Origin of the sequence: Robertmurraya sp. FSL W8-0741, assembly GCF_038004005.1 — a bacterium.
GTDB lineage: Bacteria > Bacillota > Bacilli > Bacillales > Cytobacillaceae > Robertmurraya > Robertmurraya siralis.
Window position 1 is genome coordinate 4,407,119 of sequence record NZ_JBBOQG010000001.1, and the last position, 16,635, is coordinate 4,423,753.

A 16,635-nucleotide genomic window follows, 5' to 3' on the forward strand; every position below is an offset into this window, starting at 1 on the left:
AGAGGCGGTTTTTGCTACCCGTCTCTTTTCAATCTTTTCATAAAATGGATAACGCCAATATCGCCGAACACACTTTCACCACTTTTCTCAAATCCTAACCTTGAGTAGAATTTGATCGCAGGTAAATTTTTTGCACCTGTTGACACAATCATCATTGGCCGAGACTCCCACTTTTTTTCAATATACTCAACCATCTGTTTGGCAATACCTTTTCGAAAATAAGCAGGATGCACCATTACCCGATGGAGATCAATCACATCTTTCACAATCTTAAATGATAACACCCCTACTAGCTGTCCATCTATAAAATAACCAATAAACGCCTCACCACATTGCTTTAATTGTGCGAGCGTTTCTTTTAATGGAGGGATCTCATTAGATCCGATTAGCTCTGCTTCGACCTGATAGGATCTCTTCTGCAATTCCAGTACTTCCTTACCATATTCTTCAATCAAAAATTCCTTAATCATTTAAACCTCCTAATACGACCCCATTACCATTCTTCTTTATTATCCGTTATACTAATAAGGAATATCAAAAAGGAAATAAAGGTGAACAAATGAAATCTTTAGTACTTGCTGAAAAACCAAGCGTTGCTCGTGAAATTGCCCGCGTTCTTGGGTGCAAACAATCTCATAAAAGTTACATCGAAGGAAATCAATATATTGTTACTTGGGCGCTCGGTCACTTAATCGAATTAAAAATGCCTGAACACTACGATAAAAAATATCAAAATTGGAATCTTGAGGATCTTCCCATTATTCCTGAGCAAATGGGTACAAAAATTATGAAACAAACGAGTCATCAGTTTAAAGCTATCGAGCATTTAGCAAAACGCAAGGATATTAAGGATTGTATCATTGCAACAGATGCTGGTCGAGAGGGTGAACTTGTTGCCCGCTGGATTTTGGATAAAATCCGTTGGCAGAAACCGATAAAACGCTTGTGGATCTCGTCCCATACGGACCGTTCTATTAAAGAAGGCTTCCAAAAACTGAAGCCTGGGAAAGAATTTGAGGCACTTTATCAATCTGCCGTTTGTCGTGCCGAAGCGGACTGGCTGATCGGATTGAATGTCACTCGTGCATTAACGACTAAATTCCAGGAGCCCCTATCCGCTGGAAGAGTACAAACCCCTACCCTCTCTCTTATTTTAGAAAGGGAAAAAACAATTCAAGGTTTTAAGCCGAAAGAGTATTGGACGATTGAAGCCCAAATCGGACCATTGAAAACAAGCTGGGAAGAAAATGGCGAGAAAAGCGTTTTCGCTCTGGAGAAAGCTCAGAGTATTGTCGAGAAGGTTAAAGGCCAAAAAGGTAGTGTTCAAGCACTCAACCGAAAGGAAAAAAGTGAGCAGCAGCCACTGCCTTATGACTTAACAGAGCTTCAAAGAGATGCTCATAACCGCTTTGGCTTCTCTGCGAAAAAAACGCTGTCTGTATTGCAAAAACTTTATGAACAACATAAACTCGTTACCTATCCAAGAACCGATTCGCGCTATTTAACAAAGGATATGGAAGGAACGATGCTCGATCGCTTGCAAGGATTGGCATCCAGCTATCGAGACGAAGTTAAGCCCCTTATCGCAAATAAAGGGAAAGTGTTGGCGAAACGAGTATTTAACAATGACAAAGTCAGCGATCATCATGCGATTATTCCAACAGAAGAACGCTCTCACTTAAGCGATCTTTCCAATGATGAACGAAAGCTTTACGACTTGATTGTTAGGAGATTTCTCGCCTTATTCCATCAGCCTTACAAATATGAATCAGTAAAAGCCATTATTGAAGTAAATGGTGAAACTTTTACTGCCAACGAAACGGTTATTATTGATCTAGGTTTCAAAAAGCTTACCCAAAAAGAAACAGCGACTGACATAAAAACGCTTGGAGCGATTGCAAAAGGGCAAAGCTTTACTGTGCAAAGTGTAAATTTGGAGAAAAGGCAGACAGAGCCTCCTGCAAGATACTCTGAAGCAGATGTCCTCACGCAAATGGAGAAGTATGGGCTCGGAACACCTGCTACTAGGGCGGAAATTATCGAACGGTTAATACAAACAGAAGTAGTCGAAAGAAAAAATGGCCGCTTCTTCACGACCGCAAAAGGAAAGCAATTGATTGATATCGTAAACGAGGAATTAAAATCCCCTGAACTTACAGCAAAATGGGAAAAAGAACTTGAGGCGATCTCCAGAGGAAAAAGCAGCCCTAAACAGTTCAAACAAAATATTCGTAAACAAACGGAACAGCTCATTTCTGAGATTAAGAAAAGCAATCAAAAATATAAGGCCCATAACCTAACTGGCTCAAAATGCCCGGAATGCGGCTCATTCCTTAAGGAAAGAACGACAAAAGAAGGAAAAATGCTCGTCTGTTCAAGCCTTGATTGTCGTTATCGAAAAAGAAAAGATCCGAAGCTCTCTAATCGCCGCTGTCCTACTTGTCATAAAAAAATGGAGATGCACGAAGGAAAAGCCGGACTTTACTTTCAATGCCGTCCGTGCAACGTCGTAGAAAAAGCTGAAGGAAAGAAAAAAGCAGTAACAAAGCGCGAAGAGCGTAAATTAGTGCAAAAGTATTCACAGCAGGATGATTTTGGCACAAGCCTCGGGGATTTATTGAAGGCCGCGATGGAGAAAAAAGACTAATCTTGAAAAAACAAGTTTTTATTGCTTGATTTCAGACTTTAGACAAACTCGATTGATCGAATTTGTCTAAGGTCTTTTTTAAATGAAGGATAAAAGAGCCTAGAGCTAGTTGTTTAGAGGAGATGATCTGAGCTCATGGGAGAGTATCGTTATACCAGCGTGGTTTCACTTTCCAGTCCAATTATGCCTTGCCGTTGCAATAGCGGCAATACGAAACGCCACCGGAAACTGCCTAGTGCATAAAAGCAATGAAAACTTATCGCCATTCCGATTAAAGACAAGTTCAGCTGCCTTTTGTCGAAAAACTGCTGCCAAATTTTTTCTTGTATTTTCCTTGTAAAAGATTGGTTGTAAGTCGTATCATATTGGGAGTATGATTTTTCCTTAAAAAGGATGTTTTTTATATAATAAAGAATCGAGGATATCATCATGAGAATAAGAGATTGGGATGTAAATTTAAAGATCCGTCTATTTGGAGAAGCAGCGATGAATATTACCTTCTGGATGTTTTTTCCCTTCCTGACAATCTATTTTGCAGAAGCCTTCGGGAAAGGAACGGCCGGCTTTTTACTCGTCCTTTCTCAAGCATTCTCAGTCATTGCTAATCTATTAGGTGGGTATAGCGCTGATCGCTTTGGACGTAAAAAAATGATGGTTTTATCCGCATTTGGCCAAGGCATCTGCTTTTTAATTTTTGCGCTGACGACATCTCCAGCTATTGGATTTATTGCTTTTGCTTTCGTTAGCTTTTTCAGTTCAATCTACTGGCCAGCAAGCCAAGCGATGGTAGCGGACGTAGTATCCGAAAAAGAGCGTAGCAATGTCTTCGCTGTTTTTTACACATCTATTAATATCGCGGTCGTTGTCGGTCCCCTTCTAGGAGCAATCTTTTACACTAAATACTTTTCAGAGCTCCTGTTTGTTTGCAGCATTATCTGTTTGGGCTTAGCCCTTACACTGGCAAAATGGACAACAGAAACAGCACCTGCCGTTTCCCGTCAAAAACAATTAGATGGCAGATGGTATCATTTTTTGTTTAAACAATTTAAAGACTATGGAATTATATTTAAAGATAAAATCTTCATGCTCTTCATGGCTGCAGGGGTATTAGCATCCCAAACTTTCATGCAGCTCGACTTGCTTTTTCCGCTCTATATTAAAGATGTTGTCCACAATCAAACCCTCTTGTCATTTGGTGATTGGACATTTAAGGTAGGCGGAGAACAGGCCTTTGGCATTGTTCTTGCTTTTAATGGTTTATTGGTCGCAATCTTCACCGTATCTGTCACAAAATGGATGAGCAAATATTTAGAGCGAAATGTCTTTGTCCTTTCTTCTGTTATGTACGCCATATCAATCCTGCTTTTTGGACAGACACAATGGATCTGGGGATTATTGCTGGCAATGTTAATTTTCACATTTGGAGAGTTAATGGTCGCTGGATTGCAGCAAAGTTTTATTTCCAGAATCTCTCCAAAGCATATGCGTGGACAATATTTCGCAGCAGCAAGTCTCCGTTACACGCTCGGCAAAACAATCGCACCAATGACAATACCCTTAACCGTGTGGATCGGATACCAATGGACCTTTTTCGTCCTATCTCTACTCGCCTTAACTAGCGCTTGCTTGTATTGGCTGATGTTTTCATTTATCCAAAAAAGGAAGCCATTATATTTCCACTCCAATGTGACTGAGTGAGCATTTGTTTGGTATAATATGATCTGTGAAAATATCATTTCTTATCATTTATCTTAAATAGAATTGAAAGTGAGTGTTCAATTATGGGCCGTAAATGGAATAATATTAAAGACAAAAAGGCGGCAAAAGACGCTAATACAAGTCGCATATATGCTAAATTCGGTCGGGAAATTTATGTAGCTGCCAAACAAGGTGAGCCCGATCCAGAAGCAAACCAAACTTTGAAATTCGTATTAGAACGCGCAAAAACGTATAATGTACCAAGACATATTATTGATCGGGCAATTGAAAAAGCAAAAGGTGGTTCCGAGGAAAACTACGATGAGCTGCGCTATGAAGGATTTGGACCAAATGGCTCCATGGTCATTGTCGATGCTTTAACGAATAACGTTAACCGTACAGCATCCGAGGTACGCGCTGCCTTCGGTAAAAACGGTGGAAATATGGGTGTCAGCGGATCTGTATCCTATATGTTTGATAAAACAGCCGTTATCGGGGTTGAAGGCAAAACGGCCGATGATGTGTTGGAACTACTTATGGAAGCTGACATTGATGTACGTGACATTCTAGAAGAGGAAGACTCCATCATTGTTTATGCGGAACCAGACCAGTTCCACGCTGTGCAAGAAGCTTTTAAAAATGCAGGAGTTAGCGAGTTTACAGTAGCAGAATTGACAATGCTTGCACAAAACGATGTAACTCTTCCAGAAGATGCCCAAGCACAATTTGAAAAAATGATTGATGCATTGGAAGATCTTGAGGATGTACAGCAAGTTTATCATAATGTAGATTTAGGGCAATAATTCGGCGAAATTCACTGATTCAGACCGTAGCCAAACTAGATTTCATCAAAGTTTGGCCTACGGTCTTTTTTGATATTGAATATTCATTAATTAGGAGTTATGTAGAGGTGATAAAAAAATATACGCACGCCTTAAAGAGTCGATTGAACAAGTTGTTGCGGTTGCAAAAGAAAAGCCCACAGTATCCGATGAACAACCTTAAGAGGGATTAAAAACAAGTCCATGCAGGTAATGCTTACTTTTAGTGCCATGAACTTAAAGAAATTGGCTAATTGGACTTGGCAGCTTGCTTGAGTAGGCTCAAACTAGTTGATTGGAGTGGAAGGTGCTTGGGATTTACGGACTGGTGAGACCCCGCAGGAGCGTCTGCTCCGAGTACTCTTGATGCCTTTGTCGACAAACTGAGTCGGCGAAATTCGTCGATTTTTTTCTATATTCAAAAGATCAACTTATTAGACTGAATAGTTTATTTTTTCCATCATAAACGGTATGATAGAACTGATCTCACGATTACCGAATTTTTTCTAAACTTTGCAATGACAAATTAACAAAGGAGAATACCTATATGAATGACTTTCAAAGAAATTTAGAAAAATATGCCGAACTCGCTGTCAAGGTTGGCGTCAATATTCAAAAAGGGCAAACTTTAGTGATCAACACCGCTCTAGATTCAGCAGAATTTGTACGTCTTGTTGTGAAAAAGGCCTATGAAGCAGGTGCGTATAATACGATTGTCAATTGGAATGATGATATCGTTTCCCGAACTAAATATGACCTTGCACCGGACGAAGCTTTCCAGGAATATCCTGAATTTCGTGCGAAAGAAATGATCGATTTGGCGGAAAACGGCGCTGCCTTCATGTCTATCGTTTCATCTAGCCCAGATCTGTTAAAAGGGGTTAATCCCGAGCGAATCGCTAACTTCCAAAAAGCATCAGGAAAAGCATTAAGTACATATCGAAAATATATTCAATCAGATAAGGTGAGCTGGACAGTTATTGCAGCTCCATCGCAAAAATGGGCAGAAAAGGTTTTTCCTAATGAAGAACCAGAAATCAGCATTCAAAAGCTATGGAATGCCATTTTCAAAGCAACTCGTGTTGATCTAGACAACCCAGTTGAAGCCTGGAAAAAGCATGATCAGACCTTGCATGAAAAGGTCAATTATTTAAATGCAAAACGCTACAAAAAACTGCACTACAAGGCACCAGGAACAGATTTAACAATTGAACTTCCTGAAAAACATCTTTGGGTGGGCGCAGGAAGCGTCAACGAAAAAGGGTATGAATTTATGGCCAATATGCCTACTGAGGAAGTTTTCACAGTCCCTCACAAAACTGGTGTAAATGGGACAGTTGCCAGTACAAAACCATTAAGCTACGGCGGCAATTTAATTGATAATTTCTCTGTTACTTTTGAGAATGGACGAATTGTTGCTGTCAAAGCAGAAGAAGGAGAAGAGATATTGAAACGTCTTGTCGAAACAGATGAAGGCTCTCATTATCTAGGTGAAGTTGCTCTAGTCCCTCATAATTCTCCAATTTCACAATCAAATATTTTGTTTTACAATACTCTTTTTGACGAGAATGCTTCAAACCATCTTGCTATCGGAAGTGCTTACGCATTTTGTATTGAAGGTGGAAAGAAAATGTCAAGCGAAGAACTTGCCGAGAACGGTTTAAACGAAAGTATCACCCATGTTGATTTTATGATTGGTTCTGCTGAAATGGACATCGATGGAATTAATGCAGACGGCTCAAAAGAACCGGTCTTCCGCAAGGGCGATTGGGCGTTTTAACAAGCATGAAGACGGTACATGTTTTTGTATCGTCTTTTTTTATGACAACCTTTATTGAATATTGCATTGTTGTTAAGTTTATGGGAGGATATTGGTAGAATAGATAATATAGTAAGCACATAAAAGGGGGGAATCCACTTGGTCCGATTGCATATTACGGTAAGTGGAAACGTTCAAGGAGTTGGGTATCGCTATTTTGCGCAAATGAAAGCGTCACAATTTGGGATCACTGGATGGGTCAGAAACCTTTCAGAAGGCGGGGTCGAAATTGTTGCAGTTGGTGACAGAGAAAATCTTGAACAATTTATGGACAGCTTGCGTGAAGGAAACCCTTTTTCTAAAGTAACTGACATTAGCTTTGTCGAACTGGAAGATACAGAACCTTTTCATTCTTTTAAAATAAAATATTGAAAGCTCTTTCTAAGCCATTCTCATGTAGAAAGAGCTTTTTTGTTTACAAAGCAGAATCCTGTATAGCAATCCTCTTCGTCAACAAGCTTCCTAGAATGAAAGCTGCTAATGACAGCAATACTGGAAACGTTATTGTGTGCATCCCGAAGGCATTTGGCAAAAAGCTATGAATCAAAATATACGAAGCTACGCCCACAACCATTGATGACAATGCCCCATACTGTATTCCCTACTTGCCAATATAGGCCAAGGACAACAGGCCAAATAAACGCTGCTTCTAGTCCACCAAAGGCAGTAAGCAGAAGCATTAAGATGAAGCCTCCAACACAGCTATAAAAAAACAAGCGGGCAGTCCCATAACATAGGAATAGTTTGCAATAGGCCCAGATCCCATTCCATAAGCAAAAGCAAACCACCAAAATTAATAATAACAAGAATAATGCCTATTACTGCTTCTCTATTTGCAATTTTAAATCGAGGCTCCGCACCCTCCTTATTTTTCTTCACTTGGCTCTCCTTTCGCAGGCTTAAGCCTTTTGTGCCTGCATAACCAGTTAGCTCTTTCGCCCTATTAATTGTATATCGATTATATTTTACATTATAGTAAAAGAAATCTCACACCCATTCAAAAAAATCGACATGTTTATAAGGAGGATTTATATGTGGAATGAATTTAAACAGTTTGCGATGAAAGGAAACGTCATAGATTTGGCAGTTGGGGTTGTAATCGGAGCAGCTTTCGGACAAATTGTTACTTCGCTTGTCGAAGATTTAATTATGCCTTTAGTTGGTCTCTTAATTGGAGGATTAGATTTTACCGAATTTGCTGTGACGATTGGTAAGGCTGAAGTTAAATACGGCCTGTTCATCCAAAATATCGTCAATTTTTTAATCATTGCTTTCTCCATTTTCTTAGTCATCCGTGTCATTAATCGCTTGAAACGCAAAGAAGAAGTAAAAGAAGAGGCGCCAAAAGTAGATACAAAAGAAGAGCTTCTAAAAGAAATCCGCGATCTATTGAAAGAAAAATAAGCGGTCTTTCTCTTTAATTAAGCAAGGACAAAAAAATCGTGTGTATTACTTTAACGAAGAAGAATTCCGGAAAAATTGTATTAATTCCGGAATTTTTCTGCTTATTTCCAAAAAAAGCAGACGTATTTCCGGAAAAATTACATTAATTCCGAAATTTCACCCTACAATTTTTGATCGTTTTAAAGCACATTAATTATAATTGAAAACCTTTCCATCAGAAAAGTCTTTTTTACATATTGATTGTATTGGAAAAATTAAGGTTTGTCACTACAGCCCGTTGTGGGCACAAATTGGAGAAGGAGCCTTTGAATCTCTAATAGGAAATTCGTGACCGCTGCATGTTTGTTTCCATCCCTTTTATGGTCTTGCACATGGATCGTATACCAAATATGTATGGCATGAAGACCTTCTTAGAGCCCATTTTGTTCACTTTTTGGTTGAATTGCTGGAATGGCAGTTAAGCCAGCATGTGTTATATAACTATGAAGAACCATACCAATGACCACTAACATAATTCCCATCCAAGACATAAGAGATGGAAATGCAATCGATAAAAATAGCACTTCCCCAACTAGCGCAAATAATACTTCCATAGATTGTGTCGCCTCAACGGAAGCAAGCTGCTGCATATTATCTTTAACCATATCTGTTGCTTTAAAAAATAAAACGGTTGCGATAACTCCCGAAAACAAAGCCACAATTAATGATTGAAAAATTTGATTTGCACTCGGTAAGCCGACAGTTGTTACCCCATATATGGATAAAAAAAGCCATAATGGCATACTCGCTAATGTCATTCCAAGCACTCTTTGAAAAACATCGAGGCGTCCATCAGCAATTACCATCATTTTTCGGTTTCCTAATGGATAAGCAAAAGAGGCAATAATAACTGGAATAATTCCTAGCCAAACTTCTTTAGCAGAAAGCTGACCAGCATGCTCAATCTGCATAAGAGCTATTCCTGCAAGAATAATAAGAGAGAATAATAATCCTTTAACAGGAATCTTTCCTCTCATCTTTGTCACTCCAGTTGCCGTCCTCACCGTTTCGTAAAATAATGGCGCTAATAAAGATCCTGCAATAATGGTAAATTGCCATGTGCCTGCCACAAGCCATCCTGGTGAATATACTGTCGCAAAACATAGCGGTGCATAAAACAGACCAAAGCCAATAAAACTCCATAGTAGCCAAGCACCTGGTTTTTCCTTCATAATTTCAATAAGTGTCCGTAAATTCTTCCTCTTCACAACAATTAGCAATAAAAACGGAATCATAAAAATAAATCTCAGTGAAGCACTCCAAATCCAACTTCCTCCCGACGTTTCCATCGATCTATTCAAGACAAACGTAGTGGCAAAAAAGAGCGCTGCACATAAACCAAGCAAAATTGGCCGCAAATTTCCACACCCCCTGTTTCGAGTCAAAGTATTTTCATTATAACAATTTATTTTTTAATATTCTAACTATATTTACGATTCTCATTTTTGCCATTCGTCAAATTTCTTTCATTTCCGTGGAAATATTTCTAACTCTTTTTTGTGAAACGACAAAAAACTGCCTCTATACAGGCAGTCAACATTCTCATCAGGAACCCCTATCCTATCATGATTCATCACATTCAGACAGTCAATCTTCAAGCTAGTTTGCTGCTATTTCCATCAATAATGTCTTTTCTTTTAATTGATTTCTTGCTCTTCTCATCCTCGTTTTCACCGTAGAGATTGGCAGTTCTTTCGCTGAACTTATTTCTAGTAACGATTTGTCCTTAAAATAGTATAAAAGAATTGGTTCTCGGTAAATCGTAGGCAACTCGTTTATCGTATCAATCATTTCTTTTGTTGAAGTTCTAGTTATAACATAGTCTTCAGGTTCTGGAATCGAGCACTCCATGTCATAATGATATACTTTTTCTTCCCAAAATTTTTGGGCTGCCTTTTGTTTTCTCCAAAAATCTCGACATTTATTGATCGCAATCTTATACATCCAGCTCTTAAAATTAGCTCGTTCCTCAAATTGTTCTAGATTTAAATACGCCGAAATTAATACTTCTTGATACAAATCCTCCGCTAATTCTTTATTTCGTACTTGTTTATATATAAACATAGTTAATGATGGACCATTTTCTCTAATCCAGTCTTCGAATTTCTCTTGCCATTTATTTTCTTCCACTAAGTATTCCTCCTCAAACCGTCCACTTGAACTATCAATAATAATAGACGCAATAGATAGGAATACCCCTACATTTTTAAAGAAATTTTCTTTTTAAAAAGCTTGGTTAAACAATAAAGAAAAATACAAAAAACGAGTAGAAAGAACATGCTCTCTACCCGTTTTTTAATACATTTTTAATTATGCTGATATTGATTGGCTTGCTTCATTTTTGCCTTTATTCACTAATTTGCGAAGGTATGGCAACACGTAGCGGTCTAATCCATATTTACCAGCATTATAGCCTGCTGCAGCAATGAAAACACCCATCATGATGTCAGTTGGATTATGAGATACTGTACCAGAAAGCATGAAAGAGAAATTCATTACTAACCCGAAAAATGCTGCTGCTGTTGTTAAACATCCTAGAATAAGTCCTAAACCTACCAATAATTCGCCCCAAGCAACAAGAGTACTAAACAAGCCCGCATTCGGAATCGCAAAGCTTTCTAAAAATGTTACCCAGCCACTATAGACTGTTGAACCATCCGGACCTGTTACAGGATTTGCTACTGCCCCTTGTAAGAAACCACTTGCATCAAATCCACCTGTGATTTTTCCCCATCCCGCTGTCATCCATGCCCATCCAAGGTAAATACGAACAACGGTTAAAATGCCGGCAACAATGTTGTTCTCTCTTAATAATTTACCAATCATGATAAATCTCTCCTTTGGTATATGTTAAATTATTATTTCTAACTACAAGTAAAGATTATCATTTTCATTTAGGAATAACATTATATTTGTGATAAATTTCACATTTTTGCAATAAAGTTTTGACAAACTGTTGAACTGCTGATTTCACCCTTTATAACAATAACGTTGCACAATAATAAAAACCCTTGATACACAAGGATTTCTATCTAAACATCTTCTTCATTTATTTATGTCAGATGTTTGACATAAGGTGATTATCTTCACCTAAAATGAAAATTTTTTGACTATTGTTATATTAGAAAAAGAGAATGATGCTTTTGCTGTGACTATTGACTCATTTCATCCAAATTTAAATCTTCTGTATGAACAACTTACACTTGCTTTACTTCCCTTCTTAATGAATAATAGGACACCCCGATTTTTTTGCATATCGTCATATAGTGCATAAGAGTAATCAGGACTGTTCCAGTATTCATGCCGATAATGACACCGTCCATCTGAAATTGGCTCATAGAGCCTAGAAGATAAATCAAGCCAAAAGCAATGATGGACGACCATATATTGTGAAGGAAAGCATCCTTCATTAACCCGAGACCAATTAAATACGCCTGCAACGGAATTATGAAAAAATGCAATAGAAAATAGGGCAGTAACACCTGCAAATATCCTGCGGCCGTTGCGGAGTGGAGAAACAAATTTGTTAGTGGTTCAGCAAAGAAATAAAAAACAAATACAACTGGGACTCCATATAAAAGTGTAAAGCTCATGACTTGTCTAAGAAGCTGCTGCAGTCTATTCATATCCCTTTGTGCGTAAGCCTTTGAAACAGTTGGGATTAAAACAATTAATAAGCTATGGGCAATAAAACCGGGAAAAAAGCCAATCGTCATAGCAACGCCTGCCAACAGGCCAAATTGCTCTGTTGCCACGGTCGCACTAACTCCAGCATTTAAAAGAGCGGCTTTAATTAGAAACGGTTGTACAGCATGAGTCAAAGAATGAAATACTCGTATGCTTGTGGTCGGAATGGACACTGAGATAAGGTTTTTCCTGACTTCTTTCCCGCTAATAAAGCTCGCTGGCCTCCCTTTCAGTTGCTGATATTGAATGTAAAACATATGGATCAAATAAAGAAAAATAACAATCTCGCTTCCAACAAACGTAAAAAAGGCAATTAAAATTGATGTCTGTGAATCAAAATGAAAGAGCTGAAACAAGAACACAAGCAATCCTAATTGAACAATTTTCCTCAATAGGTTTGCCAATGCAATTTTGCCCATTTGATGCTTACCCATAAAAAATCCCCTTGCAATCGCGGAAAAGGATATGAGCGGGATTAATAAGAGAACGAGCCATTTGAACAGCGGATGATAGTCATGAAACATCGTCAAATAAGGCATAAGCAAAATGAACACGATCATAAAAAAAACGGTAGTTATTATCGTGAGATGAACAGCCGACTTCAACATGCTGCGATGAAACTTCGCATCTTTTTCAGCAATAAATTTTGAGATCGAAATCGGGAGTTCAAAGCTTGCCAACAAAACGATTAAAAAAACGGTAGGGAGTATGGACATATATAGCCCCAATCCTCTCTCACCCAACTCCTTTGCAAGAACCATATTCATCACAAATTCTACACACTCACCTATGAAGGAAGCGACAATTAGCAGTAATGATCCCTTAATAAACGTACTCATGATGAATGCATCTCCTAACCATTAATAAAATACTTGTTATGATGAAATGGGTCCATTTCATTTATAGTTTTAAATATATGAGACAAGTTTAGAGATTATTTCTATCACTAATCGTCAATTCCAACTTTGATGAAAATTATCAAGTTTTCATCTTAAGGGATAAGTAGAAAAGCGAACAGATTCCACATCGCCGGAATATCCTGTCTGCCTATAACGAACAGATCTGAAACACAAAAAAGAGCTAATTGACTGCTCATCAATTAGCTTCTTGCTATTAAGAAGATTTCTATTTATCGTATTATAGAAAATTTCCATTAGTGGTATATTTTACTTTACCAAAGAATGCTTGAAAGCATAAATAACAGCTTGGGTTCTGTCCTGAACTTGAAGCTTGCTTAAAATATTACTTACATGTGTCTTCACTGTTTTCAAAGCGATGAATAACTCATCCGCTATTTCCTGATTTGATTTTCCCTCTGCCATCAGCAGCAATATTTCTAATTCTCTTGTTGTTAACTCTTCGTGGAGCTCTGTTTGTTGCTTCTGACGCATCTTCGACATCATTTTTCCGGTCACTTCTGGTTCGAGAACGGATTGACCGTGGAAGGTTGCCCGCACTGCATTAGCGATCTCACTCGCTTTCGAGGTTTTTAACATATAGGAAGTTGCGCCTGCCTCCAATGCAGGGTAGACTTTTTCATCATCAAGAAAACTCGTTACAATGATAATTTTTGCTTCAGGCCATTTATCAATGATATTTCTTGTTGCCTCGATGCCATCCATTTCTTTCATCACCAAGTCCATGAGAATAATGTCTGGACGTAACTCAAGAGCCAGATCGATAGCGGTCTTTCCATTATCCGCTTCAGCAACAACTTCTATGTCCGGCTGTGCTGAAAGGTATGAAGATACACCGATCCGCACCATTTCATGGTCATCTACAAACAATACTTTAATCATTGACCTCATCCTTTTCCATCAATATCGGTACTTTAACCTCTAATCGCGTTCCTTTATTTTTAACACTTATGATTTTAAGAGTTCCACCAATTTCTACTGCCCGTTCATACATGTTTTGCATCCCATATGAGCCTGCTTTTGATTCTTCCACATCGAATCCAACTCCATCATCAACCACTCTTAAAATGACAAATCCATCTCTCTTAATAAGAAGAACCTCTACCTCTGTTGCTTTTGAATGCCTTAATGTATTGGACACCGATTCTTGCAAAATCCGGAAAAGGTGATCCTCTACCCCCTTATCAAGAGGAAAGTCTTCTACTTTCCAATCAATTGCCATCGTTACCTTTTGTGAAAGCTCAACGAGGAGCTCCTCAATTCCTTCCTGAAGCGTTTTTCCTTTTAGTGCCACTGGTCGCAAATGAAGAAGCAGAGCTCTCATTTCAAGTTGTGATTGATGGATCATCCCTTCAACCAATTTTAACTGCTTCGATTCATGTTCATTCGTTTCATTAATTGCCGACATTAGCATTGAAGCTGCAAAAAGCTGTTGGCTCACCGAATCATGTAATTCTCTTGCTAATCTATTGCGCTCCTGCGATATAATTTCTTGAATGCGATTTTCCTGGTCTACCGCTTTCTCATTAGCCAGTTTTTGCGACAAAATTACTTGCTCTGAAATTTGCTTTTGAATTTTCTTAATCCGCTGCAAAATTATTTTTTTATCTTCAAACATACCTACTTCATCTATATTTACGTTTCTTCCCTCTTCCACTTCATGAAGAACAGCATCGAGAGTTTGAAACTGTTTTTTCCAGTATAATCCTGATCCAATTCCAAAGACAATACCGATTAAAAGACTTAAGCTCGGGATAAATAGTAAAATGGGAATATCCATTAAATTTTGTTTCCAAAGCTCCTGAAAACCGACAAAGGGAAAAGAAAAAATAAAAGACAAAGTAATGACAAAAAACACAGCCAGGGCTACTAAAACCCCCCAGCCAATTTGTCTTTGTATAATATTCATACTCTTTTCACCTCTAAATCTCCTATTAGAAAAGAGGTGAATATTTTTACCTTTTGCTCAGCTTTTTGATAACCGGCAGTCTCATATTGAACAGACTGGTTAAACCTCTTCGGGCCCTCATATTGAAACACCGTTGCTTTTCCTGCAATCGAAGAATGCTGAACACTCACTTCAATATCATATGGAATAAGGACTTGCACATTTCCAATAAAGTTACGAATAAAGATAACCGTTTCTCCTTTTGGCAAAACGGTATAGCTTAAATCGACATTTGTATCGCCAATACCCGACTGAATATTAATATCATTCCATTCAAAAACATGGTCAGGGGTTTTCCGATCGCCAAACAATGAATTTTCGAATAACGGTTTTTTCTCTATTACTATCTCTTCAGGCGTTTCTTTATTTATAATCGGCTGAATTGTTTTAGGCTCTTTCCTTGATTGATAATATTGGATAATAAAATGAATAACAATTGCTAATAATAAAAATTTAAAGGTCATCATGCTTAAAATGCTCATGGCAAAGAAAAAGATGCCAAACCAAAAGAATAATTTTCCAGTCGTGCTCGGCAGTCTTTTCCTGCCGACATAAATCATACCCATAGCAACTAGAAGAGAAAAAATCACACCACTATTAAAAAACGATACCTCAAGAAGTAGTAGAATTATCCCTAGTGGAACTGCTTTATTAATGTAATCGTCTTTCATTTTAAAATGCATGATGTTCTTCTCCTTTCTAGGAACAAATGCGCAGGGCGCTTTCGGAACAACTAAGATCAACCGTTCCTACGAGGATGAATCTTAGTTTTCATCACTGGACAAAATAACTGGATCCGCAGTTCTCAAGATGGATTGTACAGCCTCAAACTAGAAGTTTTGCAGCGCTTCAGAATCAAAAAATTTATTATTTCTAAAAAGGCGTAGAATACTACGCCCCTTCTGTGACAAATCAGCAGAACGTTACTTTTTTAGTATGCACTCCCTTATTTATCATTTCAAGGGATTTTGCCATAAGAGAGAGCATTCGCTTAAAAATTTGCTGATTTTTCATCCCTTTTCATCTTTTTTTCGAGCTCTGCAATGCGAGCATCTATCGTATTTTCTTGATAAGAGTGGTTAATGTCTTTCTCCAATCGTTCTAAATAAGATTCTATTTCTCCAAACCGTGAAGCTGATTTGTCAGCCAAAGAATTTTCGTTAATCACCTGATCCATTTTATGATTTGCTCTAGATACATTTTCACGGCCCATTAACTCCATGCGACGAATATGCATATCCTTTAACTTATGCTTCATCACTTCATACTTTTCTTCTAATTTTTGCAATTCAGCCGCGGCATCATTTAATGCTTGATGCAAACGAGAAGCACGTTCTTCATGGTGGATTGCTTCTTTAGCAGCAAACTGCTGCAATTCTGTCTCGCCCGCTTTTTCTGCAATTTCTGCCTGTTGCTTTCGCTTCTGTGCCAGCTCAGCGGACTTCTCATACTCATTCGCAAACTCTTCTCTTAATTGATATTGTCTAGCAATTAACTTGCGCACTTTCTCAGTTTCCTGTTCACACTGACGCAAATATTGATTTATCATGGCAATTGGATTCTTTTTTTCCTTCTGTTCAAGTACTTCATTCAAATCAGCCATTACTGTATTTTTAATGCGTGTAAATAAATTTGTCATCCTACATTCTCCTTTT

At 38.1% G+C, this 16,635-nt stretch carries 16 protein-coding genes and 2 pseudogenes; 7 read left to right on the plus strand and 11 right to left on the minus strand.

The window, feature by feature from the left end; translation table 11 throughout:
- Positions 1-14: 14 nt before the first annotated feature.
- Positions 15-470, minus strand: coding sequence for a GNAT family N-acetyltransferase (locus NST02_RS21490; protein WP_137742964.1), 456 nt, complete (start codon positions 468-470; stop codon positions 15-17).
- 89 nt (positions 471-559) lie between these two features.
- On the opposite strand from NST02_RS21490, the gene NST02_RS21495 reads away from it, so the two are divergent.
- The 6 genes and pseudogenes from NST02_RS21495 to NST02_RS21520 all read left to right on the plus strand — a co-directional run bounded on the left by NST02_RS21495 (position 560) and on the right by NST02_RS21520 (position 7,357).
- Complete coding sequence (locus NST02_RS21495) at positions 560-2,647, plus strand: DNA topoisomerase III (RefSeq protein ID WP_340949772.1); 2,088 nt, start codon at positions 560-562, stop codon at positions 2,645-2,647.
- A 429-nt stretch (positions 2,648-3,076) separates the two neighbouring features.
- Positions 3,077-4,345: an MDR family MFS transporter gene (locus tag NST02_RS21500; protein ID WP_095314528.1), complete on the plus strand. Its 1,269-nt coding sequence runs from the start codon at positions 3,077-3,079 to the stop codon at positions 4,343-4,345.
- 83 nt (positions 4,346-4,428) lie between these two features.
- Positions 4,429-5,148 (plus strand): YebC/PmpR family DNA-binding transcriptional regulator, encoded by a 720-nt coding sequence (locus NST02_RS21505; protein WP_095314527.1) that lies wholly within the window; start codon positions 4,429-4,431, stop codon positions 5,146-5,148.
- 112 nt (positions 5,149-5,260) lie between these two features.
- Positions 5,261-5,442, plus strand: a pseudogene (locus NST02_RS21510) (transposase); the annotation flags it as partial.
- Between the two features lie 271 nt (positions 5,443-5,713).
- Complete coding sequence (locus NST02_RS21515; RefSeq protein WP_137742967.1) at positions 5,714-6,946, plus strand: aminopeptidase; 1,233 nt, start codon at positions 5,714-5,716, stop codon at positions 6,944-6,946.
- A 138-nt stretch (positions 6,947-7,084) separates the two neighbouring features.
- On the plus strand, positions 7,085-7,357 hold the full coding sequence (locus tag NST02_RS21520) for an acylphosphatase (RefSeq protein ID WP_095314525.1): 273 nt from the start codon (positions 7,085-7,087) through the stop codon (positions 7,355-7,357).
- 43 nt (positions 7,358-7,400) lie between these two features.
- On the opposite strand, the pseudogene NST02_RS21525 reads toward NST02_RS21520, so the two are convergent.
- Both NST02_RS21525 and NST02_RS23820 read right to left on the minus strand, forming a co-directional pair.
- A pseudogene (locus tag NST02_RS21525) lies at positions 7,401-7,674 on the minus strand (sodium:solute symporter family transporter); the annotation flags it as partial.
- Entirely contained in the window at positions 7,665-7,751 is an 87-nt protein-coding gene (locus NST02_RS23820) for a hypothetical protein (RefSeq protein ID WP_445678169.1), read from the minus strand. The gene NST02_RS23820 and the pseudogene NST02_RS21525, both read right to left, overlap by 10 nt.
- Positions 7,752-8,017: 266 nt before the next feature.
- On the opposite strand from NST02_RS23820, the gene mscL reads away from it, so the two are divergent.
- Positions 8,018-8,389, plus strand: a complete 372-nt coding sequence (gene mscL, locus NST02_RS21535) for a large conductance mechanosensitive channel protein MscL (RefSeq protein WP_095314523.1) — start codon at positions 8,018-8,020, stop codon at positions 8,387-8,389.
- A gap of 410 nt (positions 8,390-8,799) precedes the next feature.
- On the opposite strand, the gene NST02_RS21540 is transcribed toward mscL, so the two are convergent.
- From NST02_RS21540 to NST02_RS21575, 8 genes are all read right to left on the minus strand, one after another.
- A complete protein-coding gene (locus NST02_RS21540) occupies positions 8,800-9,786 on the minus strand; it encodes a DMT family transporter (protein ID WP_095314522.1) in 987 nt (328 codons plus the stop codon).
- Positions 9,787-10,027: 241 nt separating this feature from the next.
- Positions 10,028-10,558 carry an RNA polymerase sigma factor gene (locus NST02_RS21545; protein WP_340949773.1) on the minus strand — a complete coding sequence of 177 codons (531 nt, stop codon included), beginning with the start codon at positions 10,556-10,558 and terminating at the stop codon, positions 10,028-10,030.
- 180 nt (positions 10,559-10,738) lie between these two features.
- On the minus strand, positions 10,739-11,254 hold the full coding sequence (locus NST02_RS21550) for a DoxX family membrane protein (RefSeq protein WP_095314520.1): 516 nt from the start codon (positions 11,252-11,254) through the stop codon (positions 10,739-10,741).
- 371 nt (positions 11,255-11,625) lie between these two features.
- A complete protein-coding gene (locus NST02_RS21555; protein WP_095314519.1) occupies positions 11,626-12,954 on the minus strand; it encodes a polysaccharide biosynthesis protein in 1,329 nt (442 codons plus the stop codon).
- Between the two features lie 327 nt (positions 12,955-13,281).
- Positions 13,282-13,914, minus strand: coding sequence for a response regulator transcription factor (locus tag NST02_RS21560; RefSeq protein WP_095308743.1), 633 nt, complete (start codon positions 13,912-13,914; stop codon positions 13,282-13,284).
- On the minus strand, positions 13,907-14,941 hold the full coding sequence (locus tag NST02_RS21565) for a sensor histidine kinase (RefSeq protein WP_095308745.1): 1,035 nt from the start codon (positions 14,939-14,941) through the stop codon (positions 13,907-13,909). The genes NST02_RS21560 and NST02_RS21565 overlap by 8 nt, the downstream gene beginning before the upstream one ends.
- Positions 14,938-15,663: a cell wall-active antibiotics response protein LiaF gene (gene liaF / locus NST02_RS21570; RefSeq protein ID WP_137742969.1), complete on the minus strand. Its 726-nt coding sequence runs from the start codon at positions 15,661-15,663 to the stop codon at positions 14,938-14,940. Before liaF ends, NST02_RS21565 begins: the two co-directional genes overlap by 4 nt.
- 308 nt (positions 15,664-15,971) lie before the next feature.
- Entirely contained in the window at positions 15,972-16,619 is a 648-nt protein-coding gene (locus NST02_RS21575) for a PspA/IM30 family protein (protein WP_137742970.1), read from the minus strand.
- Between the last annotated feature and the right edge of the window lie 16 nt (positions 16,620-16,635).

Bases quoted from the DNA above. Each gene is read 5' to 3' on its own strand.
- NST02_RS21490 (WP_137742964.1), bottom strand. From the start codon at position 470: ATGATTAAGGAATTTTTGATTGAAGAATATGGTAAGGAAGTACTGGAA.
- NST02_RS21495 (WP_340949772.1), top strand. From the start codon at position 560: ATGAAATCTTTAGTACTTGCTGAAAAACCAAGCGTTGCTCGTGAAATT.
- NST02_RS21500 (WP_095314528.1), top strand. From the start codon at position 3,077: ATGAGAATAAGAGATTGGGATGTAAATTTAAAGATCCGTCTATTTGGA.
- NST02_RS21505 (WP_095314527.1), top strand. From the start codon at position 4,429: ATGGGCCGTAAATGGAATAATATTAAAGACAAAAAGGCGGCAAAAGAC.
- NST02_RS21515 (WP_137742967.1), top strand. From the start codon at position 5,714: ATGAATGACTTTCAAAGAAATTTAGAAAAATATGCCGAACTCGCTGTC.
- NST02_RS23820 (WP_445678169.1), bottom strand. From the start codon at position 7,751: ATGGGATCTGGGCCTATTGCAAACTATTCCTATGTTATGGGACTGCCC.
- mscL (WP_095314523.1), top strand. From the start codon at position 8,018: ATGTGGAATGAATTTAAACAGTTTGCGATGAAAGGAAACGTCATAGAT.
- NST02_RS21550 (WP_095314520.1), bottom strand. From the start codon at position 11,254: ATGATTGGTAAATTATTAAGAGAGAACAACATTGTTGCCGGCATTTTA.
- NST02_RS21555 (WP_095314519.1), bottom strand. From the start codon at position 12,954: ATGAGTACGTTTATTAAGGGATCATTACTGCTAATTGTCGCTTCCTTC.
- NST02_RS21560 (WP_095308743.1), bottom strand. From the start codon at position 13,914: ATGATTAAAGTATTGTTTGTAGATGACCATGAAATGGTGCGGATCGGT.
- NST02_RS21565 (WP_095308745.1), bottom strand. From the start codon at position 14,941: ATGAATATTATACAAAGACAAATTGGCTGGGGGGTTTTAGTAGCCCTG.
- liaF (WP_137742969.1), bottom strand. From the start codon at position 15,663: ATGCATTTTAAAATGAAAGACGATTACATTAATAAAGCAGTTCCACTA.
- NST02_RS21575 (WP_137742970.1), bottom strand. From the start codon at position 16,619: ATGACAAATTTATTTACACGCATTAAAAATACAGTAATGGCTGATTTG.